The organism is Stenotrophomonas sp. Steno-C17, assembly GCF_056393165.1.
Map to the genome: position 1 here is coordinate 1 of NZ_JBWJPD010000033.1, position 21629 is coordinate 21629.

Below are 21629 nucleotides of genomic sequence, written 5' to 3' on the forward strand. Positions count from 1 at the left end.
GTCTTACATGGACGGCGCGCCGGCGTCCGCCACGCCCGGCGCCAGCGCCTTGGCCTCGGGGAACAGCGCGAAGCGCACGCCGATCAGGCCCATCAGCGCTTCATCGCGCGCCTTGCAGGCCGCTACGTTGCCGACGCGGCCCAGCGAGGCATCCAGTCGCTCGCGCAGGGCCTCGCTGGCGGCGATCGGCCGACGTGCTGCCACCTGGCGGCGGTAGTGCGCGGCCAGCTCCTCCAGGATGTGTTCCACTGCTTCGCGGCTGCGCTCCGGCAGTTCCAGCCGGGCACGGCGCAGCTGCAGGATGTTCAGGCCGATGCGCGCCTCATTGAGCATGTCCACCGAGGCGATGTCGCTGCCTTCCGGCGTCGCGGCCAGGCGCGGTGCCAGCAGGCCCAGCAGATCCAGCATGCGGGCGGCGAAACGCTGGCGGTCCTGCTGGCCGCGCCCTTCGGCGGCCTCGGCCAGCGTGGTCCATCCTTGCCGCACCAGCCGGCGCGCGGTCCATTCGGCGCCCACCGAGCGGAACAGGCGGGTCATCACCACGGCAAAGCCGATGCCGATGAACATCGCGATGGACGAGTTGAGGAAGCTCTGGATGTTGGCGCTGTAGGTGTTCTGCAGGCTCAGCAGCGCGGCCAGGTTCACCGTCAGCGGCAGCGCGAACAGCGCGCTCTTGGGGTGGTGCAGCAACAGGCCCAACGGCAGGAACGCCACCGCCAGCACCAGCGCCAGCAGGCCGAAGTCATGCACGGCCGGGAACACGCCGAACAGGTAGACGCCGGCCACCAGCGAAGCAACGATGGCCCAGACCAGGAACGAGACCATGCTTGGTGCCGGGTCGTCCTGGGCGGCGAAGAAGGCCGCCGTGACCGCCGCCATCATCGCGCCGTTGCCGCCGCCCTCCCAGCCCAGCCCGATCCACAGCACGCAGTAGCTCATCAGGGCCACCCCGGCGCTGAGCGCGGAAAACAGCGCCATGCCGTAATCCACGTGCTTGTCGGTGGCCACGCGCTCGGTGCGGATGCGGTAATGCGCGCGGTCCAGCGGTGCGGTGCCGTGGTCGATGGCGTGCTGCAGGGTGCGGCAGTCCTGCCACAGGTCCACCAGTTCCTCCAGGCGCAGCAGCAGGCTGGCCAGCTGCAGGTGCTGCAGGTCGCGGTCCACCTGCGGCTTCAGTGCGCTGATCCGCGCATGCAGGCGTGCGTAGTCGCTGGCGCTGGCAGGGGTGTCGATCCACGCGCGGATATGGTCCACCAGTTCCGGCAGGCCCGGCGGCAGTGCCTGGCCGTGGCTGCGCAACGCGCTCAAGCGGTCGGCAATGGACGACAGCACCGGCAGCAACAGCAGCATGCGCTCACGCAGCCGTTCCATCGAAACGGCAGCGCCGGCATGGCGCGGATCATCGCGGCGCAGGAACTCGATCAGTGCCTCGAACTGCACCAGGTCGGCGGCCAACCGGTTGCGCGGGGCATGCGCGCGGCCGCGCTCGAGGATCTGCCGGCACCACTGCGCGGCATCCTCCATCCAGTTGTTGATGCGCCCGCGCAGCATCGGTCGCACCGAGGCAGGGAACAGCAGCGAAGCGAACAGCACCGCCACCACCGTGCCCAGGATGATCTCCTCGCTGCGCGCCACCACCGTGTCGAAGATGGTCTCCGGCGAGGTGACGGCCGGGAAGCCGATGAAGGCCGTGGTGTAGCCGGCCAGCAGGAAGGCGTAGCCGCGCGGACCACGGTTGAGCAGGGCCAGGAACAGGCAGGCGGCCAGCCAGACCGACATCGCAGCGCTCAGCACCATCGGCGTTTCCACCAGCGCCGGCAGGACCAGCAGGGTGGCCAGGCCGGCCACCAGGGTGCCGACGATGCGGTACACGCCCTTGGCCCGGGTCGGGCCCAGCAGCGGCTGGCTGACGATGTACACCGTGCCCATCGCCCAGTAGGGGCGGGACAGGTTGCCGGCCATGGCGATGTACAGCGCGGCGATCGCGGCCAGATAGGTCTTGATCGAGAACAGCCAGGCCTGGCGGTCGGTCAGTCCGTCCATTGCTTACTTCGCCGGAGCCTGTGCGGTGGCGGGGGCAGCCGTGGTCTGCCAGCCGCCGCCCAGCACCAGGAACAGGTGGATCTGGTCGCGCGACACCTGCGCTTCGGCGGCGGCCAGGGTGGCGTCGCTGGTGGCCAGGCTGCGGTCGGCATCCAGGCTGGACAGGTACGGCGTGCGCCCACCCTGGTACAGCCGGCGGTTCTGCTCGGCTGCCAGCGCGGCCTGCTGCTGTGCTTCGCGCAGTGACTGCAGGCGGCGCAGGTCCTGCGCGTAGCGGTCCAGCGCTGTCTGGGTCTCACGCAGGGCCTGCAGCACCGCATGGTCGAACTCGGCCAGCGCGGCATCGGCGCCGGCTTCGGCGGCGTGGATGCGCGCATGGGTGCCCGACGACGGCAGGGTCCACGAGATCAGCGGGCCGATCGACCACTGCTGGGTCATCGGCGTGCCGAAATCTTCCAGCAGGCCGGCAGCGCCCAGCGAGGCGCCCAGGCGGATATCCGGGTACAGCTCGGCCGTGGCCACGCCGATGCGCGCCGTGGCTGAAGCCAGCTTGCGCTCGGCCTGGCGGATGTCGGGGCGGCGCTGCAGCAGGGCGCGGCCATCACCCACTGGCAGCGGCTGGGCCAGGTTCGGCGCGTGCGCACAGTCGATCACTCCGGCCGGCAGCTGCCCGGGGGTCTGGCCCAGCAGCGCGGCCAGCGAATAGGCGGCTGCCGAACGCTGCGCGCGCAGCGGCGGCAGCGCCGCTTCCAGCAGGGCGACCTGGGCGTTGGCGCGGGCCAGCTCCGGCGGCGTGCCACGGCCGGCATTGATCAGGCGCTGGGTGACCGAACGGCTGCGCTGCTGCAGCTGCAGCGAATGCTCGGCCACGTGCAGTTCGTGGTTGGCATGGCAGATTTCCAGGTAGCTGTCGGCCACTTCGGCCACCACGCTCACCTGGGCCAGGTCGCGCGCGGCGGCTACCGACTGTTCGTCGGCGTGTGCCGCTTCGGCACCGCGCTTGAGCTTGCCGAACAGATCGAACTGGTAGCTGACGGCGAACTTGCCGTCGGCCAGGTTGATCACCGGCAGTTCGTGTTCCTGCAGGAACGACTCGGCCGACAGCTGCGCTCGGCTGATGCCGGCCTCGGCCTCGTACTCGAAGCCACCGGCGTCCATCGCTTGTTCGTACACCGCCGCGGCGCGGCGCAGGTGCGCATCGGCGGCCTTCAGCTCGACGTTGTCGCGCAGCGCCTGGGTGATCAGGCCGTCCAGCACCGGGTCGTTGTACAGCGACCACCAGCGGTCGGGCAGCGCCTGGTTGGCGGCCACGTCCGGGTTCTGGGTGTCGATGAAGGCCGCATTGGCCTGCGGGCGCTTGAACGCCGAGCCTTCCGGCAGGGCGTAGTCCGGGCCCACGGTCTTGCAGGCCGCCAGGCTGGCCAGGGCGACGATCAGGCCGAGACGGGGCAGGGCGGTGTTCACAGGCCCGCCTGTGTCGGCGTGGCGCCGGCCTTGTCTACGCGCTTGCTGTGGGTATCGACCGTCACCGTCGCGGTACGGCCGGAGATCAGCTGCACGCCCTCGGGCACCTCGTCGATGGCGATGCGCACCGGGATGCGCTGCGCCAGCCGCACCCAGTCGAAGGCCGGGGTCACGTTGGGCAGCAGGCTGCTGCCGTTGCTGCGGTAGCGGTCTTCAATGCCGGCGGCAATGCTTTCCACGTGACCGGTCAGCGCGATGTCCTCGCCCATCAGGCGGATGTCCACGCGCTGGCCTGGGGCCACGCCGCGCAGGCGGGTCTCCTCGAAGTAGCCATCGATACGGAACGAACCGGTATCCAGCAGCGCCAGCACCGGCTTGCCGGCCACCACGTAATCGCCCACGCGCATGGTGCGGTCGTTCACCCGGCCATCGGCCGGTGCGCGCACTTCGGTGCGGGCCAGGTTCAACTCGGCCAGGTCCACTGCAGCCTGGGCGGTGGCCAATGCGGCCTGCGCGGCCTGCAGCTTGGCCCGGCGCACTTCGGCGTCCTCGGCAGCCACCAGGTCCTGCAGGCTGCGGTCGCGGCCGATCTCGCGGCGCAGCTGGGCCACCGAGGCCTGGCGCTCGGCCAGGCTGGCGCGGGCCTGTTCCAGGGCGATGCGGTAGCGCGCGCGGTCGATCACGAACAGCAGATCCCCCTTCTTCACCGCCTGGTTGTCGGCCACATCGACCGCTTCCACCAGCCCGGACACGTCCGGCGCGACCTGCACCACGTCGGCACCGACGTGGGCATCGCGGGTCCAGGGTTCATCCATGTAGTAGACCCAGAGCTGGCGCAACACCAGCAGGGCAACGATCACGGCGACACCGGTCAGCAGCACCGGCAGGGTTTTCTTCAGGATCTTGTTCACGATTGCATCCAGCGCAGAAGGTGGAACAGCACACCCAGCACGATGCCGTACAGGGCCAGGTTGAACAGCGGCGGGTGCCAGATATGGCGATAGGCACCGACGCGCTGCAGCAGCACGTGCAGGCCGCTGTTGACCAGGTAGGCCAGCAGCATCAGCCCGAGCAGGGTCGGGACGAACACTCCGTGGAGACTGAATTCACCGGGCATCGGTAGGGGGGGCGGTAGTAGGGGAAGGGGGAGGAGCAACAACAACAACGCGACAACGCCGCTGGCGCGTCCACGGCAGCGGCGCACGCAGGGGCGGTGCGGGCTTACGTGATGCGGTCGGCGGCCTCGCCCAGCAGGCGCCATGCCTTCAGCACGGCGTGCAGTTCATCCATGGTCAGTTCGCCGAACACGTCCTGGCGCAGGCCGATCAACTGTTCTTCCAGCTCGCGCACCAGGGTCTGGCCTTCATCGGTCAGCCACAGCAGGTTGGCGCGGCGGTCGCTGGCATCGCTTTCGCGGCGGACCAGATCGCTGGCGCACAGCTTGTCCAGCAGGCGCACCAGCGAGGGACCTTCCATGCCCAGTTGCTGGGCCAGCGCCACCTGGCGGATGCCACCGCCGGAGCGGCCGATCATCAGCAGGGGCATGGTGCAGGCGGTGGAGATGCCGTAGCTGCCCAACCGGCTGTCGGCCAGGCGCTGCCACTGCCGCCCTGCGTACAGCAGGCCGGAGCTGAGCTGCATCTGCAGCCGGGTGCGCTCGTCGAGGGGTCGGTCCATAAGAGATAGATAGGATACTACTAATTTCATTCCTATCAATAGTTTTTGCTGAATGGGTGGTTTGGCTGGGTGGACTGAGGAAAGCGTTGCGCCTCGTGTGCCGTCGGTTGGGGTGGCGCAGGGCCGGATGGTCCAGGACACGCCGTAAACCCGTCCATGGGGGCTCGTAGGCGCCATCCATGGCGCCTGCGGTCCTGGCCCATCCGGCCCTGCGCCACCCATCCATCACCCCGCGGGCGCGGTGGGTTGGCTCTTTAAAGGCAAAAGCAGAAGCAGTGCGGGCCAACGGTCCGCACCGACCACAGCAGCGGCGCGAGGTGCTTCCGAAGCCATGAACCCCAGCTTTTGAACCCGCTTTCGGGCGGTCTCGCCGCGCCCGCAGGAAACCGTCAGGGAGTTGCGGGGGAGGGCAGGCAGGACCGCAGGCGCCATGGATGGCGCCTACGAGCCTACAGGGACGTACTTGCGTCGTGTCCTGCCTGCCCTCCCCCGCAACTCCAGATCGATAACAAGAAGGCGCAGCAAGACCCCCCGATGAACCCGATCCACAGGACGACCCACCCCCCGGTCGGGTACGATGCTCGCCCCCCGTTCGGGACGCTGTACGCAATGAGCAAGAACAACGAAAAGGCCGCCCCGCAGGGCGATGTGACCCAGGACCAGGCCGAGGATGCGGTGCGCACCCTGCTGCGTTGGGCCGGCGAGGACCCGTCCCGTGAAGGCCTGCTGGATACCCCCCGCCGCGTGGCCGAGGCCTATGGCGACTGGTTCAGCGGCTACCGCGATGACCCCCGCGCCTATATGGAACGCACCTTCGAGGAAGTGGCCGGCTACGACGAACTGATCGTGCTGCGCGACATCGAATACGAAAGCCACTGCGAGCACCACATGGCGCCGATCATCGGCCGCGTGCACGTCGGCTACCTGCCGGCCGGCAAGGTGGTGGGCATCAGCAAGCTGGCCCGCGTGGTCGAAGCCTACGCCCGCCGCTTCCAGGTGCAGGAAAAGATGACCGCGCAGATCGCCCAGTGCATCCAGGACGTGCTGCAGCCGATCGGCGTGGGCGTGGTCGTCGAAGGCGCCCATGAATGCATGACCACCCGCGGCATCCACAAGCGCGGCGTCAGCATGGTCACCTCGAAGATGCTGGGCAGCTTCCGCGACGACGCGCGTACCCGCGCCGAGTTCCTGCGCTTCATCGAAGTAGGCAGCAAGCGCTGAGCCGCTTGCCTGCGCCCCGCCGGCCCGCCGTGGCCGGCCGCGCCCGCGCGGCCGCATCGCATGCGGCCGCCTGCGGCTGCCTTCCGCACCCTGCCAACCTGATCACTGTCGCTGCATGAAGCACCGCGAACGCATCTCCCGTTACCGCACCCTGCGCGAACAGCCGCAGTGGAAGCTGCTGGCTGCCGACCATGCTCCGGAAATCATCGGCCTGCTGCAGGGCCTGCTGATGGACGGCGAGCGCACGCTGCCCTCGGCGGTGCTGCACGAACGCCTGCAGCGCGCACTGGACCAGCTCAACAGCGATGAACTGTCGCGTGACCTGCCGCGTACCGCGCAGGCCTACATCGCGCACTGGCTCGCCCAGGGCTGGCTGGAGCGCCGCCTGCCCGACGGCGCCGACCAGGAACAGTACGAACTGTCGACCCCGGCGCTGCAGGCCATCCGCTTCGCTGACAGCCTGGAGCAGGCCCGCGTGGCTGCCACCGAAAGCCGTCTGGCCCTGGTGATCGAGCAGCTTTCGCAGCTGGCCGCACAGACCGAATCGGATCCCGACGCACGCCTGTCCGCACTACGCGACGAGCGCGACCGCATCGATGCGGAAATCGCCCGCGTCAGCGCCGGCCGGGTCATTGCCCTGGACGGCAAGCGCGCGCTGGAACGTACCCGCCAGATCATCGGCCTGGCCGACGAACTGACCGAAGACTTCCGCCGCGTGCGCGATGACTTCGAGCAGCTCAACCGCGATTTCCGCGAGCGCATCATCGACGACGAAGGCGAGCGTGGCGACGTGCTGTCGCAGCTGTTCGAAGGCGTGGACGTGATCGGCGAGAGTGATGCCGGCCGCAGCTTCCAGGCCTTCTGGCGCTTGCTCAACGATGCCGAACAGAGCGCCCAGCTCGATGCGGCGCTGGAAGCGGTGCTGGCGCGCGGCTTTGCCCGCCGCCTGGATCGCACTGAACGCAATTTCCTGCGCGGCTTCACCAGCACCATGCTCGAACGCGGCGGCCAGGTCCACGATGTGCTGCAGAACTTCGCGCGCAGCCTGCGCGGTTTCGTGCAGAGCCGTGGCTATCTGGAACAGCGCCGCTTGAACCAGCTGCTGAAGCAGGCCCAGTCCGAAGCACTGGCGCTGCGCGATGAGTTCCCGGCGCAGCGCGGCATCGGTCGCGACCTGCAGCTGACCACCAGCCGCCTGCGTTCGTGGTCGCAGTGGAAGCTGCACGACCCGCGCAGCGCGCAGGTCGATGGCAATGTTGAGTACAACGATGCGGCCAGCATCAGCCTGGAAAGCGTGGGCGACCTGGTGGCTTCGTCGGAAATCGACTTCCGCACCCTGCGCCGCGACCTGCACGATCTGCTGGACGCGCAGCCGCGCCTGAGCATCGCCCAGGCGCTCTCGCAGCGCGAAGCCCCGCAGGGGCTGGGCAGTGTCATCGGCTACCTGTCGCTGGGCACACGCTTTGGCAACGTGGTGGCCGGTGAGCAGGAGCTTGCCCAATGGCGCGGCGGCGACGGTCAGCTGCGCCGCGCACGTATTCCGCTGGTTTGGTTTACCCAGGAGAGACGCCATGAGCTGGCATGAAGATCCCATCGACGCAGCGGCGGCCGACCTGGTCGAAGACGCCTACGAAGCCGAACCGGCACCGGCGGCCTCGCAGCCGCGCCGCGGCAACGATGTCTATTACATGGGCGACACCGGTCGCCTGCCGCTGGATGCGCGCCGCGCGCTGTGCCAGCTGCTGATCGGCCCCAGCATCGACCAGTTGCGCCACGCCAAGCTGTGGCCGGCGCTGATCCGCAGCGAAGCCGGCATCCGCTCGGCGCTGTCCGATCTGTTCCTGGAACTGGTGCTGGACCGCGACAGCGGCGTGGCGTTCACCCGCCAGGCCGACACCGAAGACGTGGATGCACCGGTGCTGCTGCGTACCTCGCCGCTGACCTTCATCGACTCGGTGCTGCTGCTGTTCCTGCGCCAGCAGTTGGCCGAGGCCGATGCGCGCGGCAACCGCGCCGTGGTCGCCGACGCGGAGATGGCCGAAGCGCTGGCCATCTACGAGAAGAACCTGTCCACCGACCGTGCCGGCTTCAACCGCCGTGTTGCTTCGGCCGTGCAGAAAATGAAAGACAACCACATCCTGACCCGCCTCAGCGGCCAGGAAGACCGCCACGAAGTCTCGCCGGCGCTGAAGCTGCTGTTCTCCGCCGAAGACGTGTCCCAGCTTTCGGCGGTCTACCGCCAGCTGCGCGAAACCCCGGCCGCCGAGGCCTGAGAGACCCGAGCACCGCATGGCCATTTCCAAGCACACTCCCGCCCTGTTCAACGACGGCCTGCCCGACCCGCGCCTGCAGCAGTTCCGCATGCGCCGCCTGCAGGTGCACAACTGGGGCACCTTCAACGGCCTGACCGAAGTGCCGATCGCCGAGCGCGGCTTCCTGTTCGTCGGCCGTTCCGGCTCGGGCAAGTCGACCCTGCTCGATGCCATGTCCGCGCTGCTCACGCCGCCGGCCATCGTCGACTTCAACGCGGCCGCACGCGAAGCCGAACGCAGCGGTCGTGACCGCAACCTGGTCTCCTACGTGCGTGGCGCGTGGGCCGACCAGCAGGACAGCGGTACCGGCGAGATCGCGACCCAGTACCTGCGCAAGGGCGCTACCTGGACCGCCTTGGTGCTGGAATACCGCGCCGGCGACGGCCGCGTGGTCAGCCTGGTGCGCCTGCTGTGGATCTCCGGCAACGGCACCTCGGCCGGCGATGTGCGCAAGCACTACATGATCGCCGAGCGCCCGTTCGACATCGCCAAGGACCTGGGCGGCTTCGACCTGGACCTGCGCAAGCTGAAGCAGAAGCTGGCCGACATCCACCATTTCGACACGTTCTCCGGCTATGCAGAGCGCTTCCGCGACCTGCTCGGCATCGACAACGAGATGGCGCTGCGCCTGCTGCACAAGACCCAGTCGGCGAAGAACCTGGGTGACCTGAACGTGTTCCTGCGTGACTTCATGCTCGACACGCCGCGCACCTTCGATGCCGCCGAGCGCCTGGTCAGCGATTTCGCCGAACTGGATGGCGCACACCAGGCCGTGGTCACCGCGCGCCGCCAGGTGGAAACGCTGCTGCCGGCACGCGCGCACTACAACGACCTGAAGGAGATGTCGCGCCAGCGTGGCGACGACGAAGCCCTCAAGCTGGGCATCGACAGTTTCCGCGAAAGCCGCCGTCAGCTGCTGATCGAAGCGCGCCTGCGCGAGATGGACGTGCGCGACCGCGGCCTGCTGGGCGAGGAATCGCAGCGCCGTGCCGCGCTGGACAACCACACCGAGCGGCTGGCCGAACTGGAGCTGCAGCGCCGCCAGCAGGGCGGTGAGCGCATCGAAGAACTGGAACGCGAACAGGGCCGCGCCGAAGCCGAGCGCGACCGCCGCCTGGCCAAGCACGGTCAGGCACGTGAAGCGGCGCAGAAGCTGCAGGCCGAACTGCCCGATGATGCGCACGGCTTTGCAGAGCTGGTCGCGCAGGCGCAGACCGAACTGCAGGATCGCCAGCGTGCCTCCAGCGCGCTGGACGATGCGATCAGCGACCGCCTCGGCGGCAAGCGTGACGATGAGCGCCGCTTCAGCGAAGTGCGTGGCGAACTGGAGGCGATGCAGCGCACGCCCTCCAACATTCCCGCGCCCATGCAGAAGCTGCGCGCGCGCCTGGCCGAAGAGACCGGCATCGCCGAAGCGGCACTACCGTTCGTGGGCGAGCTGATCCAGGTGCGTTCGGACGAACAGGCCTGGCAGGGCGCGATCGAGCGCGTGCTGGGCGGCTTCGCGCTGTCGCTGCTGGTCGATGACAAGCATTACAACGACGTGGCCGAATGGGTGAACCGTACCCACCTGGGCATGCGTTTCACCTACTACCGCGTGCGCCGCAACGACGAGGCCTTCGCCCGCGAACCGTCGGGCCGTTCCCTGCTGCACAAGCTGGAACTGCGCGACCACGTGTTCGAAAGCTGGCTGCGCCGTGAGCTGGGCAAGCGCTTCGACTACGAATGCGTCGATGCCAAGCAGCTGCGCAACGTCGATCGCGGCATCACCCGCGAGGGCCAGGTCAAGCACCCCGGCGACCGCTTCGAGAAGGATGACCGCAGCGCGGTCGGTGACCGCCGCCGCTGGATCCTCGGCTTCAACAACCACGACAAGGTGGGCGCGTTCGAGAAGGAAGCGCAGGAACTGGCCAAGCGCATCGCCGGTTGCGAGACCGACATCGCGCGCCTGCGCGGCCAGCGCGACCGCGACAATGAACGGCGCCTGGCCTGCCACGAACTGGTGGGCATCAGCTGGAACGAGATCGATATCGTAGCCCCGCAGCAGCGCGTCGCCGACATCGAAGCCAGCCTGCGTGCCCTGCGCGAAGGCAATGCCGACCTGGCCCGCCTGGCGCAGCAGATCGATGCGGTGCGCGCCGATATCGAACAGGCCCGCCGCACCTACGAAGACACGCGCGTGGAGCGTGGCCAGCTGGTGCGCGAGCGCGACCGCCTGGACCGCGCGCGGCAGCAGAGCCGTGCGCTGGTGCTGCCGGCACTGGCCCAGGAACAGGAGGCCGGGCTGGCCGAACGCCTGCAGGAACAGGGCCCGCTCAGCCTGGAAACCCTGGAAGCACACATGCGCCAGGTCAGCAACGCACTGAACGAGCAGCTGTCGTCCTCGCAGCAGGACGTCAACCGCGTCGAGAACCTGCTGCTGGGCTGCTTCCGCCGCTTCATCCAGCAGTGGCCGGAGGAATCGGGCGATTTCACCGTCTCGGTAGCCTCGGCTGACGACTTCCTGGCCCGGCTGGAACGCCTGGAGCGCGACGGCCTGCCGCAGCACGAAGAGCGCTTCTTCGACCTGCTGCAGAACCAGAGCAAGAACAACCTGCTGGCCCTGCAGCGGCACAGCGCCGAGGCCCGCAAGTCGATCGGCCAGCGCCTGGACGAAGTCAACGCCAGCCTGGAACAGGTGCCGTTCAACCGCGGCACCCTGCTGACCATCGAGTTGAATGACCGTCGGCTGCCGGAAGTGGGCGAGTTCCACCAGCAGCTGCGTGAAGTCCTGTCGCAGCAGCAGACCGAACAGCGCGAAGTGGCCGAATCGCAGTTCACCGTGCTGCGCCAGCTGGTGAACCGGCTGGGATCGCAGGAAGGCGAGGACAAGCGCTGGCGCGAGCTGGTGCTGGACGTGCGCATGCACGTGGAGTTCATCGGTGTGGAACTGGATGCCGAAACCCGCCAGCAGGTCGAAATCTACCGCAGCGGCGCCGGCAAGTCCGGTGGCCAGCGGCAGAAGCTGGCCACCACCTGCCTGGCGGCGGCGCTGCGCTACCAGTTGGGCGGGGCCGACAGTCAGCTGCCCAGCTATGCCGCCGTGGTGCTCGATGAAGCCTTCGACAAGGCCGACAACGAGTTCACCGCCCTGGCCATGAACATCTTCGACAACTTCGGTTTCCAGATGGTGGTGGCCACCCCGCTGAAGTCGGTGATGACCCTGGAACCGTTCATTGGCGGTGCCTGCTTCGTCGAAATCAGCGGCCGCCACGATTCGGGCGTGCTGCTGATCGAGTACGACGAAGAAGGCAAGCGCCTGAAGCTGCCGGAGCGCAGCCGCCAGCAGGCCAGCGAACCGGAAGAAGCCGACGCCTGATGGGTAGCGCCGGGCCATGCCCGGCGGCTCTCTACCGTGGAAACAGCGTGCCAACCAAGGTTGGCACCTACCGGGTCATGGCGTCGCCCTCACGCGCCGCGGAACGTATCCCACGCCATCCGCGCGATCAACACCACCACCAGGCCCACGAACAGCTTGCGGATGAAGGGCGTGCCGCCCTTCAGCGCCAGCCGCGTGCCCACCACCGAACCGACGATGTTGGCCGCCGCCATCGGCAGTGCGAACAGCCACAGGATGTTGCCGGTGGGAATGAAGAACGAGATCGCGGCCACGTTGGTGGCCAGGTTCACCACCTTCGACGCGGCCGAGGCACGCAGGAAGTCCAGGCCGAAGAAGCGCACGAACAGGAAGATCAGGAAGCTGCCCGTGCCCGGCCCGAAGAAGCCGTCGTAGAAGCCGATGGCCGCGCCGATCGCCAAGGCGATCGCCAGCTCGCGGCGGCCGATATCCTGTGGCCGGTGCAGGGCACCGAAGTCCTTCTTCCACAGCGTGTAGCCCAGCATCGCCACCAGCAGCACCAGCACCAGCGGGCGCACCGCGTCCTTGGGCAGCAGGCTGACCGCGGTGGCGCCGGCAAAGGAAAACACGAAGGCCGTGGCCGCCGCGAACAGCACCGGCTTCCAGGGGAAGCGCACATTGCGCGCATAGCGCCAGGCCGCCGCGCCGGTGCCGAACATCGAGCTGAACTTGTTGGTGCCAAACAGCATGGCCGGGGTCTGCTGCGGCAGCACCGTGAACAGGCCGGGCAGTTGCACCAGCCCGCCGCCGCCCACCGCCGCATCCACCAGGCCGGCAATGAAGGCGATCAGCACCAGCCACCACAATTCGGGGGGAATCAGCTCCAGCACGGGTATCAATCGCAGCAGCAGGGCGCGACAGCATACGCCCATTGCCCATGGAAGCCTGCGCCGGCCCGCGCGACAATAGCGCCATGAAACCCAGCCCCGCCGAAACCTGTCCCTGCGGCCTTGCCGCTCGCTACGCCGAGTGCTGTGGCCGCTATCACGCCGGGGAAGCCGCGCCCGATGCCGAGCGTCTGATGCGCTCGCGCTACAGCGCCTACGTGCGCCAGCAGGCCGAATACCTGCGCCAGACCTGGCACCCCGATACCCGCCCGGCCGAGTTGTCGCTGGACGATGCACCGGGCCAGCGCACCCACTGGCTGGGCCTGACCGTGCACGAACACACCGTCACCGGCGCCGATACCGCCGAGGTGCGCTTCACCGCCCGTTACCGCATCGGCGGCGGCAGCGCGGTGAAGATGACCGAGCACAGCCGTTTCCAGCGCATCGACGGCCGCTGGTACTACCTCGACGCGGTCTGACCCTCAGCCCGCGCGTACCGCCAGCACGCGCTGGCCACCATGCGCGCAGACCCGGTTGCGGCCTTCCTCCTTGGCCGCATACAGGGCCTGGTCGGCTGCTTTCACCACCCCGGCCGGGCGCGGGTCCACCCGGCTGTCGGCCAGGCCGATGCTCACCGTCACCTGCACCACCGCACCGGCACCGCCGCGCCCGCGCTGCTGCTGCCCGGCGCTGTCATCGCGGCTGCGGGTGCGGCGGTCGCGCAGCTGCATGCGGCTGTCCTGGATGGTCTGCCGCAGCGCTTCCACCGCGTCCACGCAGGCCTGTGCAGGCCGGTCCAGGAACACCACCGCGAACTCCTCGCCGCCGTAGCGGAACGCCCGCCCGCCATCGCCCACCCGGGCCAGCCGCGAAGCCACCAGTTTCAGCACGTCATCGCCGGTGTCGTGACCGTGGGTATCGTTGAACTTCTTGAAGTGATCCACATCGACCATGGCGATGCTGTAGGTGCCGCTGGCGCGCCCCAGTGTTTCGTTGAACGCGCGCCGCCCGGGCAGCCCGGTCAGCTCGTCGCGGAACGCCATGTGGAAGGATTCCTGCAGGGTTGCGCCCAGCAACAGCAGCAACGCCGCCACGCTCAGCGCCGGCAGCAGCGCCGGCTGCAGGAAGATGCGCGGCAGCATCCACCACAGGCACAGCAGCGCCAGCAGCATGGCCGTATGCAGCGGGCGCGGCCGCCGCCATGCCTGCCAGGCCAGCGCCGTGGTGGCCAGCAGGAACAGCAGTGCGGGGATCTGCGCCAGCGCGTTCCAGTCGCGTGGCACCCAGTCCAGGTGGCGGTTGGACAGCAGATCGTGCATGCCCTGCGGCTGCTGCGCCGCCAGCAGGATGAAGATGGCCAGTGCGGCGCCGCTGGCGATGGCGCGCAGCAGCAGGTCCTGGCGGCGTCGCCCGCGTTCGGGCCACAGGGCGTGGGTGGCGAACAGCAGCGGCAGCCACGCCGAAATGGCGTGGAAGCGCAGGGGTGTCAGTGCACTCACCCGGCCCTGCCGCAGGTAATGGGCCACGTCCGGGTGCAGCACGCTGAACACGGCGGCAACCACCAGCAACAGACACAGCGTCCGCACCTGGTTGTACATCAGCGCCAGACCGGCGCCCAGGCAGGCCAGCAACCACGGCAGCACGCGCTGCCCGGCGCGGGCCACGTCCTCGTTGCCCAGGGTGGCCCACAGCACCAGTGCAACCAGCAGAGCGGGCAGCACGAACAGGTAATGCGCAGGCTGGCGGAGCGGATGATCGGACAAGCGTGGTTCCCGCGCGGTCACGAAGCGGCCGCGGCAAAGCCGTTAGCGGCGTTGCCGCGCGCTTCTTGAATACGCACGGTGTGAAAGCGGTGCTGTCTGGCCATGACATCGCGCTCACCCACGGCGGCCGAAGCTGGCGCCATGCACAGCGCACCTGCCGCCGTCGCTGCCGCGCAGCGTGATCTTGCCCGCCAGTTCGCCCACATCCGCGGGCGCAGCCTGCAACTGGCCGCTCCGCTCAGCGCCGAGGACGCGATGCTGCAGAGCATGGACGACGCAAGCCCGGCCAAATGGCACCTGGCCCACACGACCTGGTTCTTCGAACGCTTCGTGCTGGCCAGCCTGCCGGGCTACCGCTGCTGGGATCCGGCCTGGGACTTCCTGTTCAACAGTTACTACAAAAGCCTGGGCCCCGCCCACGCGCGGCCCCGCCGCGGGCTGCTGTCGCGGCCCTCGCTGCAGCAGGTGCGGGACTACCGCCAGCACGTTGACGAACAGGTTCTGGCGCGCCTGCTCGACGGCGATCTGGGCGGGCACGCCCTGCAGCACCTGCAGCTGGGCCTGCAGCACGAGCAGCAGCACCAGGAGCTGCTGTTGACCGACATCAAGCACGCGCTCTGGTGCAACCCGTTGCAGCCGCCCTACCGCGAGTCCCTGGTGCCGGTGGCCAGCGTTGAAACAGCGCAGGGATGGACCGAACACGAGGAAGGCATCGTGGGCATCGGCGCAGCGCCCTGGCCGCAGCACGCCGCGTTTGCCTACGACAACGAATCGCCGCCGCACCGCGTGCTGCTGCCCGCGCATGCGCTGGCCGATCGCCCACTCAGCAACGCCGAATACCGCGCCTTCATCGAGGCCGGCGGCTATCGGCAACCGCAGCTGTGGCTGAGCGAAGGCTGGTCGCTGTGCGAAAGCGAAGGCTGGCAGCATCCGCTTTACTGGCACGACGATCTGCAGCGCGAGTACACCCTGGGCGGTTGGCGCACGCTCGACCCGCATGCGCCCGTCTGCCATCTCAGCTATTACGAAGCCGATGCCTGTGCGCGCTGGTACGACGCGCGCCTGCCCACTGAATTTGAATGGGAAGCCGCGGCGGCGTCGCAGCCGCCGGTCGGCCACTTCGCCGACGATGACCACCTGCATCCACACGCGGGGCAGGGCAGCGGGCTGCGCCAGCTGTTCGGCGATGTGTGGGAATGGACAGGCAGTGCCTATGGCGCCTATCCCGGCTTCCGCCCATTCGCCGGCAACCTCGGTGAATACAACGGCAAGTTCATGTGCGGGCAGTGGGTGCTGCGCGGCGGCAGCTGCGCCACCCCACGTGGTCATGTGCGGGCCAGCTACCGCAACTTCTTCAATCCACCGGCGCGCTGGCAGTTTTCCGGCATCCGCCTGGCCAAGGACCTTGCATGAGTACCGTACAGGACGCGCTGCAGGCGCTGACCGATCTCACTCCCGGCCGCCAGCAGCTGCTGGCCGATGCCGTGGCCGGGCTCTCGCGCTCGGCGCGGCAGCTGCCCTCCAAGTATTTCTACGACGCGCACGGTTCGCGCCTGTTCGAACGCATCACCCACACGCCCGAGTATTACCCCACCCGTACCGAACTTGCGCTGCTGGACCGGGTACTGCCCGACATCGCGCGGCGGGTGGGCTCGCGCGCGCATGTGGTGGAACTGGGCAGTGGCAGCGGCCGCAAGACCGCACGCCTGCTGGGCGCGCTGCGCGAACCGGTGGCGTACACCCCCATCGAGATCTCGCGCGCGGCCCTGCTGTCCAGCATCGATCTGCTCGCCCCGGCGCTGCCGGAGGTGGAAATGCTGCCGGTCTGCGCTGATTTCACCCGCCCGGTGCAGGTGCCGGCGCCCGCGCGTGCCGCGGCGCGGCGACTGGTGTTCTTCCCCGGCTCGACCCTGGGAAACTTCGCCGCCGATGACGCGGTCGCGTTGCTGCGGGCCATGCGCCAGACCATGGGAACCCAGGGCCTCGCCCTGATCGGCATCGATCTGCACAAGGACCCGGCGTTGATCGAGGCCGCCTACAACGACGCCGAAGGCATCACCGCTGCCTTCACCCTGAACCTGCTGGCCCGCCTGAACCGCGAAGTCGGCAGTGACTTCGATCTGCAGGGCTTCCGCCACCAGGCGCGCTACAGCACCGCGCGGCTGCGCATCGAAACCGATCTGGTCAGCCAACGCGAGCAGGATGTGCATCTGGATGGCCGCACGTTCCACTTCGCGGCCGGCGAACCCATCCGGGTCGAGTACAGCCACAAGTACACCGATGACAGTTTCGACCGCTTGCTGCGGCAGGCCGGCCTGGAAGCCGTCGCCCACTGGAATGCGTCCGACCCTGCGTACGGCCTGCGCCTGTTGCGCGCCGCTGCCCCGTGAGCGTCGCGCCGGGCCATGCGCAGCGGCTGTGCGGCGGCATGCGCGTTACCATGGCGGCGTATCGGCAACACGGAGGACGCCATGCCCTTGATGACCACGCTCGGCCTGGCCGCCGCCCTGGCTGCGCCCGCGCCGCTGCCCGCAGCGCCGGCCACGGATCCGGCGTTCAGCGCCTGCATGCAGCAGCTGCAGGCCAGCGCAGGGCGCCAGGGCATCACCGCCGACCGCTTCGCCGCGCTCACGGCTGGCCTGCAACCGGACCCCAGCGTGCTGCCGCTGCTGGATGCGCAACCGGAATTCACCACGCCCATCTGGGACTATCTGGCCGCGCTGGTCGATCGCCAGCGCGTCGACGACGGGCGTGCCCGCCTGCAGCAGCACCGTGATCTGCTGCAGCAGGTTTCCACGCAGTACGGTGTGGATGCCGCCACGATCGTCGCCGTCTGGGGCGTAGAAAGTGATTATGGCCGCGTGTTCGGCAAGCGTCCGCTGCTGCAGTCGCTGGCGACCCTGTCCTGTGCCGGCCGCCGCCAGTCATTCTTCCGCGGTGAACTGCTGGCGCTGCTGAAGCTGATCGACCAGGGCGATCTGCAGGGCCAGGGCCTCACCGGTTCGTGGGCCGGGGCGTTCGGCCACACCCAGTTCATGCCCAGCACCTATGCGCGCATTGCCGTGGATGGCGATGGCGACGGCCGCCGCGATCTGGTCGGCAGCATCCCCGATGCGCTGGCATCCACCGCCAACTACCTGCAGCGCGCCGGCTGGCGCACGGGCGAACCGTGGGGCGTGGAGGTCCGCATCCCCGAGGGCTTCAAGGCAACCCAGGCCGGTCGGACCCAGCGCCGCCCGCTGGCGGACTGGCGCGCGGCCGGCGTCACGGCCCTGGACGGCACGACGCTGGCCCCCGCCGGCCTGCCCGCCGATGCGCGCGCGGCCCTGCTGCTGCCGGCCGGGGTGAAGGGGCCGGCGCTGCTGGTGTTCCGCAACTACGATGCGATCTACAGCTACAACGCCGCTGAAAGCTATGCGCTGGCGATCGCCACCCTGGCCGATCGCCTGCGTGGCGGCACCGGCCTGGCCACCGCGTGGCCCACCGACGATCCCGGCCTGGGCCGCGATGAACGCCGCCAGCTGCAGACCCTGCTGCTGGCACGCGGCCACGACATCGGCAGCGCCGATGGCATGATCGGTACCGCCAGCCGCCGCGCGATCCAGAGCGAGCAGCGCCGGTTGGGCTGGGCCTCGGCCGATGGTCGCGCCGGCCAACGTATCCTGCGTGCCCTGCAGGGCGAGCCGCGCACTCCGCCGGTGCCCACCCGGTTCAGCCTTCCCCCCAACTACAGCGCCGCGCAGTCGCCGGCCCTACGGAGTCGTTCCAGCGTGCAACAGATCCAGGGTGTCAGCAGTGGCCAGTTCCAGGGACTCGATGCCTGGCTGGTGGAAACCCCCTTCGCCACGGCGGCCATCAGTGTGTTCGGCGGCCAGCTTCTGTCGTTCATACCGAAGGGCCAGACCGACGTGATGTGGCTGTCGCCGCAGCGTGCGGCGCTGCCGACGCCCATCCGTGGTGGCAGCCCGGTGTGCTGGCCGTACTTCGGCCGCCAGGGGCAGGGCAACGATGTGCCCGCGCACGGCTTCGTGCGCACCCTGCCGTGGGAACTGCAGCAGGTGCGGCGCCTGGACGATGGCAGCATCGAACTGACCCTGGCGCCGCCGGCGCTGCAGGATCTGGGCCTGCGGCTGTCCATGACCGTGCGCGTGGGGCGCGAGCTGCGCCAGCAGCTGGTGACCGAAAATACCGGCAGCACGCCGGTCAGCTTCACCCAGGCACTGCACAACTACTTCCGCGTGGGCGATGCCACGCGCGTGGAGGTGGATGGCGTGGATGGCGTGGACTACCAGGACAAGTTCGAGAACTACGCCCAGACCCGCCGCCAGCAAGGCCCATGGTCGCTGCGTGATCCGCGCGATCCCGGCCGCAGCGACCGCATCTACAGCCCGGCCGGCGGGCGTTATGTGCTGCGCGACCCTGTATTGAAGCGCCGCATCCAGCTGCAGACCGAGGGCAGTCGCTCGCTGGTGGCGTGGAATCCCGGTGCCGAAGCGGCCGCGAAGATGGCCGACGTGGGCGAGGGTTGGCGCCAGTACGTGTGCCTGGAAGCCGCCAACGCCGGCCCGGACGTGGTGACCGTGGCGCCCAGCGGCCGCCATATGCTGGTGCAGACGTTGTCCGTGTCGCCGCTCTAAGCGCCGCCCCATCGTTCGTTGAACAGGAGCTCGACCATGCAGGATGCGGCCTGGTACTACGCCATCGATCGCCAGCGCCTTGGCCCGGTGGCCAGCGAAGAACTGCAGCGCCTGCGCAGCGAGGGCGTGGTGGGCGCCAGCACGCTGGTGTGGCGCGATGGCATGGACGGCTGGAAACCGCTGCATGCGGCCCTGCCCGTTGCAGACGTGGTGCCCGAACCGCCGCTGTCGCCGCCGCCGCCGGTTGCCGAAGTGGCAGAGCCCCTTGCCGACAACCCCTACGACGCGCCGCCGTCCGGCCACACCCCGGCCATCCTGCCGCTGGGCGATGCGCTGGAAGGGGATCTGGGCCGCTATGCGGCGGTCGTGGGTGGCAACTTCCCGATCTATCGTTACCGCTGGCGGCTGGAGCAGGGCGCGCCGACTGCTGCGGGCACCTGGCATTGGCCCGGTTTCTTCCTGGGCGCGGCGTGGTTCGCCTACCGCCGCCTGTACCCGCAACTGGGCATCAGCCTCAGCCTGCTGGTCGCGGGCATCTGCATCGACACATGGCTGCAGACCCGCGGCCTGCTGACCCTGGGGGCCACCCTGGCGGTGGCCATCATGGGGGGCTGGGGCTACCGGCTGTACCTGGACCGTTGCACGAAGGAACTGGCGCGTGCCAAGGCCCTGTACCCGGACGACGAGCCCGCCCTTCGCCGTGAACTGGCCCGTCGTGGTGACACCCAGGTGCTGGCCACGGTGCTCACCCTGGGGGCGCTCTGGCTGCTGTTCACCTTGGCGCTGGGGCTGTTCGGCGCCGGCTGACCCCCATCAAGGGGTGCGGCGCGGGCGCAGGACCAGCAGGCACAGCGCACCGGCCACCAGCCCCCAGAACGCCGAACCGATGCCGGCCAGGGTGACGCCCGACGCGGTCACCAGGAAGGTCACCAGCGCGGCTTCGCGGTCGCGCTCCACCGCCAGCGCACTGGCCAGGCTGTTGCCGATCGTGCCGAACAGCGCGATACCGGCCACACAGGCCACCAGTTCGCGGGGGAAGGCGGCAAACAGGGCAGCCACCGTCGCGCCGAACAGCCCGATGACGATGTAGAACGCACCGGCGGCCATGGCTGCGGTATAGCGCCGGGCCGGGTTCTCGTGCGCATCGCGGCCCATGCAGATGGCCGCAGTGATGGCGGCCAGGTTCAGTGCATAGGCACCGAAGGGGGCCAGCAGCGTATTGACCACCCCGATCCAGCCGATCAGCGGGGACACCGGTGCCTGGTAGCCCGAGGCGCGCATCACCGCCACGCCCGGGATGTTCTGCGATGCCATGGTGACCATGAACAAGGGCAGGGCGATGCCGGCCACCGCCGACCAGGACAGGGAAGGCGTGACCCACTGTGGGGTGGCCAACTGCAGGTGCACCGACTGCGCATGCAGCAGGCCGCGGCTGGCGGCCACGGCGATGCCCACCAGCAGCGTGGCGATCACCGCATAGCGCGGGAACAGCCGCCGCCCGGCCAGCCAGGTGGCGAACATGGCCAGGGCCAGCACCACCTGGGTATTCATCGCCACGAACACATCCAGCCCGAAGCGCAGCAGCACACCGGCAAGCATGCCGGCCGCCAGCGCCATCGGCACCCGCTGCATCAAGCGGGCGAACACGCCGGAGAAGCCCGCGACCATGCCCAGCACAGCGGCCAGCAGGAAGGCACCGGTCGCCTCGGACAGTGAGGCGCCGCCAGCGCCCACCACCAGCATCGCCGCACCCGGAGTGGACCATGCGGTCACCACCGGCACCCGGTAGCGCAGCGACAGGCCGATGCAGGTCACGCCCATGCCCAGTCCCAGTGCCCACATCCACGAGGCGATCTGCGCCTGGTCGGCGCCCACCGCCTGCGCGGCCTGGAACACGATCACCGCAGAGCTGGCAAACCCCACCAACACCGTAATGAAGCCTGCCACCACGGCAGGGAAGGAGAGGTCGCGCCACCAGGGCGCGTGCGGTGGCGTAGCCAGCGTGCTGTGTTCGGTATCCATCCCTGCATACATAGCGCCAGTGGCGAGGTGTACGCAATGCAACAACGCGGCTGTCATCATGCTGAAAAAAAGGGTTGACGAATTCTGCAGGATCTCTAGAATTCGCTCCCTTGCTGCAGCGCGCCACTTCCTCGGAAACGGCACGCGACCAGCGACGCCACCACCGTCGAACGAGATGATCGAACGAAGGTGTTGACGGACTGAAAAAGTCCGGCATAATAGGCGGCTCGCAACGACGAAAGGCCCTCGGGTCCAACGACGAAGCA

General features: G+C 68.9%; 18 protein-coding genes. 9 read left to right on the forward strand and 9 right to left on the reverse strand.

The window, feature by feature from the left end; translation table 11 throughout:
• Positions 1-3: 3 nt before the first annotated feature.
• The 5 genes from AC06FA_RS19735 to AC06FA_RS19755 all read right to left on the reverse strand — a co-directional run bounded on the left by AC06FA_RS19735 (position 4) and on the right by AC06FA_RS19755 (position 5184).
• The gene (locus AC06FA_RS19735) at positions 4-2043 is read right to left on the reverse strand and encodes an FUSC family protein (protein WP_478069766.1); all 2040 of its coding nucleotides are present in this window, start codon (positions 2041-2043) and stop codon (positions 4-6) included.
• 3 nt (positions 2044-2046) lie between these two features.
• On the reverse strand, positions 2047-3507 hold the full coding sequence (locus AC06FA_RS19740) for an efflux transporter outer membrane subunit (RefSeq protein ID WP_478069767.1): 1461 nt from the start codon (positions 3505-3507) through the stop codon (positions 2047-2049).
• Complete coding sequence (locus AC06FA_RS19745; RefSeq protein WP_478069768.1) at positions 3504-4418, reverse strand: efflux RND transporter periplasmic adaptor subunit; 915 nt, start codon at positions 4416-4418, stop codon at positions 3504-3506. The genes AC06FA_RS19740 and AC06FA_RS19745 overlap by 4 nt, the downstream gene beginning before the upstream one ends.
• Entirely contained in the window at positions 4415-4624 is a 210-nt protein-coding gene (locus AC06FA_RS19750) for a DUF1656 domain-containing protein (RefSeq protein ID WP_478069769.1), read from the reverse strand. The genes AC06FA_RS19745 and AC06FA_RS19750 overlap by 4 nt, the downstream gene beginning before the upstream one ends.
• Positions 4625-4728: 104 nt before the next feature.
• Positions 4729-5184: a MarR family winged helix-turn-helix transcriptional regulator gene (locus AC06FA_RS19755; protein ID WP_108751397.1), complete on the reverse strand. Its 456-nt coding sequence runs from the start codon at positions 5182-5184 to the stop codon at positions 4729-4731.
• Between the two features lie 609 nt (positions 5185-5793).
• Between AC06FA_RS19755 and folE the strand changes: the two genes are divergently transcribed.
• The 4 genes from folE to AC06FA_RS19775 all read left to right on the forward strand — a co-directional run bounded on the left by folE (position 5794) and on the right by AC06FA_RS19775 (position 12075).
• Entirely contained in the window at positions 5794-6405 is a 612-nt protein-coding gene (folE, locus tag AC06FA_RS19760; RefSeq protein ID WP_108754646.1) for a GTP cyclohydrolase I FolE, read from the forward strand.
• A 115-nt stretch (positions 6406-6520) separates the two neighbouring features.
• Positions 6521-7990, forward strand: coding sequence for a DUF3375 domain-containing protein (locus AC06FA_RS19765; protein WP_478069770.1), 1470 nt, complete (start codon positions 6521-6523; stop codon positions 7988-7990).
• On the forward strand, positions 7977-8678 hold the full coding sequence (locus AC06FA_RS19770; RefSeq protein WP_478069771.1) for a DUF4194 domain-containing protein: 702 nt from the start codon (positions 7977-7979) through the stop codon (positions 8676-8678). Before AC06FA_RS19765 ends, AC06FA_RS19770 begins: the two co-directional genes overlap by 14 nt.
• Positions 8679-8694: 16 nt before the next feature.
• Positions 8695-12075 carry an ATP-binding protein gene (locus AC06FA_RS19775; RefSeq protein WP_478069772.1) on the forward strand — a complete coding sequence of 1127 codons (3381 nt, stop codon included), beginning with the start codon at positions 8695-8697 and terminating at the stop codon, positions 12073-12075.
• An 89-nt stretch (positions 12076-12164) separates the two neighbouring features.
• Here the strand turns inward: AC06FA_RS19775 and AC06FA_RS19780 are convergent, their stop codons facing one another.
• Positions 12165-12944 (reverse strand): sulfite exporter TauE/SafE family protein, encoded by a 780-nt coding sequence (locus AC06FA_RS19780; protein WP_478069773.1) that lies wholly within the window; start codon positions 12942-12944, stop codon positions 12165-12167.
• Positions 12945-13027: 83 nt separating this feature from the next.
• On the opposite strand from AC06FA_RS19780, the gene AC06FA_RS19785 reads away from it, so the two are divergent.
• A complete protein-coding gene (locus AC06FA_RS19785; RefSeq protein WP_478069774.1) occupies positions 13028-13420 on the forward strand; it encodes a YchJ family metal-binding protein in 393 nt (130 codons plus the stop codon).
• Between the two features lie 3 nt (positions 13421-13423).
• Here the strand turns inward: AC06FA_RS19785 and AC06FA_RS19790 are convergent, their stop codons facing one another.
• Positions 13424-14704: a GGDEF domain-containing protein gene (locus AC06FA_RS19790; protein WP_478069775.1), complete on the reverse strand. Its 1281-nt coding sequence runs from the start codon at positions 14702-14704 to the stop codon at positions 13424-13426.
• Between the two features lie 17 nt (positions 14705-14721).
• Positions 14722-14847, reverse strand: a complete 126-nt coding sequence (locus AC06FA_RS19795) for a hypothetical protein (protein WP_478069776.1) — start codon at positions 14845-14847, stop codon at positions 14722-14724.
• Here AC06FA_RS19795 and egtB point away from each other — a divergent pair.
• The 4 genes from egtB (at position 14846) to AC06FA_RS19815 (ending at position 20148) form a co-directional block, all read left to right on the forward strand.
• On the forward strand, positions 14846-16117 hold the full coding sequence (egtB, locus tag AC06FA_RS19800; RefSeq protein ID WP_478069777.1) for an ergothioneine biosynthesis protein EgtB: 1272 nt from the start codon (positions 14846-14848) through the stop codon (positions 16115-16117). The two genes, AC06FA_RS19795 and egtB, sit on opposite strands and share 2 nt — an antisense overlap.
• Complete coding sequence (gene egtD / locus AC06FA_RS19805) at positions 16114-17094, forward strand: L-histidine N(alpha)-methyltransferase (RefSeq protein ID WP_478069778.1); 981 nt, start codon at positions 16114-16116, stop codon at positions 17092-17094. The genes egtB and egtD overlap by 4 nt, the downstream gene beginning before the upstream one ends.
• 81 nt (positions 17095-17175) lie before the next feature.
• The gene (locus AC06FA_RS19810) at positions 17176-19341 is read left to right on the forward strand and encodes a lytic murein transglycosylase (RefSeq protein WP_478069779.1); all 2166 of its coding nucleotides are present in this window, start codon (positions 17176-17178) and stop codon (positions 19339-19341) included.
• A gap of 36 nt (positions 19342-19377) precedes the next feature.
• Positions 19378-20148: a GYF domain-containing protein gene (locus AC06FA_RS19815; protein WP_478069780.1), complete on the forward strand. Its 771-nt coding sequence runs from the start codon at positions 19378-19380 to the stop codon at positions 20146-20148.
• A 6-nt stretch (positions 20149-20154) separates the two neighbouring features.
• On the opposite strand, the gene AC06FA_RS19820 is transcribed toward AC06FA_RS19815, so the two are convergent.
• Positions 20155-21363, reverse strand: a complete 1209-nt coding sequence (locus tag AC06FA_RS19820; RefSeq protein WP_478069781.1) for a benzoate/H(+) symporter BenE family transporter — start codon at positions 21361-21363, stop codon at positions 20155-20157.
• Positions 21364-21629 lie beyond the last annotated feature (266 nt).

Excerpts from the sequence above, each read along its gene's own strand:
- AC06FA_RS19735 (WP_478069766.1), bottom strand. The coding sequence starts at position 2,043 with ATGGACGGACTGACCGACCGCCAGGCCTGGCTGTTCTCGATCAAGACC.
- AC06FA_RS19750 (WP_478069769.1), bottom strand. The coding sequence starts at position 4,624 with ATGCCCGGTGAATTCAGTCTCCACGGAGTGTTCGTCCCGACCCTGCTC.
- AC06FA_RS19755 (WP_108751397.1), bottom strand. The coding sequence starts at position 5,184 with ATGGACCGACCCCTCGACGAGCGCACCCGGCTGCAGATGCAGCTCAGC.
- folE (WP_108754646.1), top strand. The coding sequence starts at position 5,794 with ATGAGCAAGAACAACGAAAAGGCCGCCCCGCAGGGCGATGTGACCCAG.
- AC06FA_RS19765 (WP_478069770.1), top strand. The coding sequence starts at position 6,521 with ATGAAGCACCGCGAACGCATCTCCCGTTACCGCACCCTGCGCGAACAG.
- AC06FA_RS19770 (WP_478069771.1), top strand. The coding sequence starts at position 7,977 with ATGAGCTGGCATGAAGATCCCATCGACGCAGCGGCGGCCGACCTGGTC.
- AC06FA_RS19775 (WP_478069772.1), top strand. The coding sequence starts at position 8,695 with ATGGCCATTTCCAAGCACACTCCCGCCCTGTTCAACGACGGCCTGCCC.
- AC06FA_RS19785 (WP_478069774.1), top strand. The coding sequence starts at position 13,028 with ATGAAACCCAGCCCCGCCGAAACCTGTCCCTGCGGCCTTGCCGCTCGC.
- egtB (WP_478069777.1), top strand. The coding sequence starts at position 14,846 with ATGCACAGCGCACCTGCCGCCGTCGCTGCCGCGCAGCGTGATCTTGCC.
- AC06FA_RS19795 (WP_478069776.1), bottom strand. The coding sequence starts at position 14,847 with ATGGCGCCAGCTTCGGCCGCCGTGGGTGAGCGCGATGTCATGGCCAGA.
- egtD (WP_478069778.1), top strand. The coding sequence starts at position 16,114 with ATGAGTACCGTACAGGACGCGCTGCAGGCGCTGACCGATCTCACTCCC.
- AC06FA_RS19810 (WP_478069779.1), top strand. The coding sequence starts at position 17,176 with ATGCCCTTGATGACCACGCTCGGCCTGGCCGCCGCCCTGGCTGCGCCC.
- AC06FA_RS19815 (WP_478069780.1), top strand. The coding sequence starts at position 19,378 with ATGCAGGATGCGGCCTGGTACTACGCCATCGATCGCCAGCGCCTTGGC.
- AC06FA_RS19820 (WP_478069781.1), bottom strand. The coding sequence starts at position 21,363 with ATGGATACCGAACACAGCACGCTGGCTACGCCACCGCACGCGCCCTGG.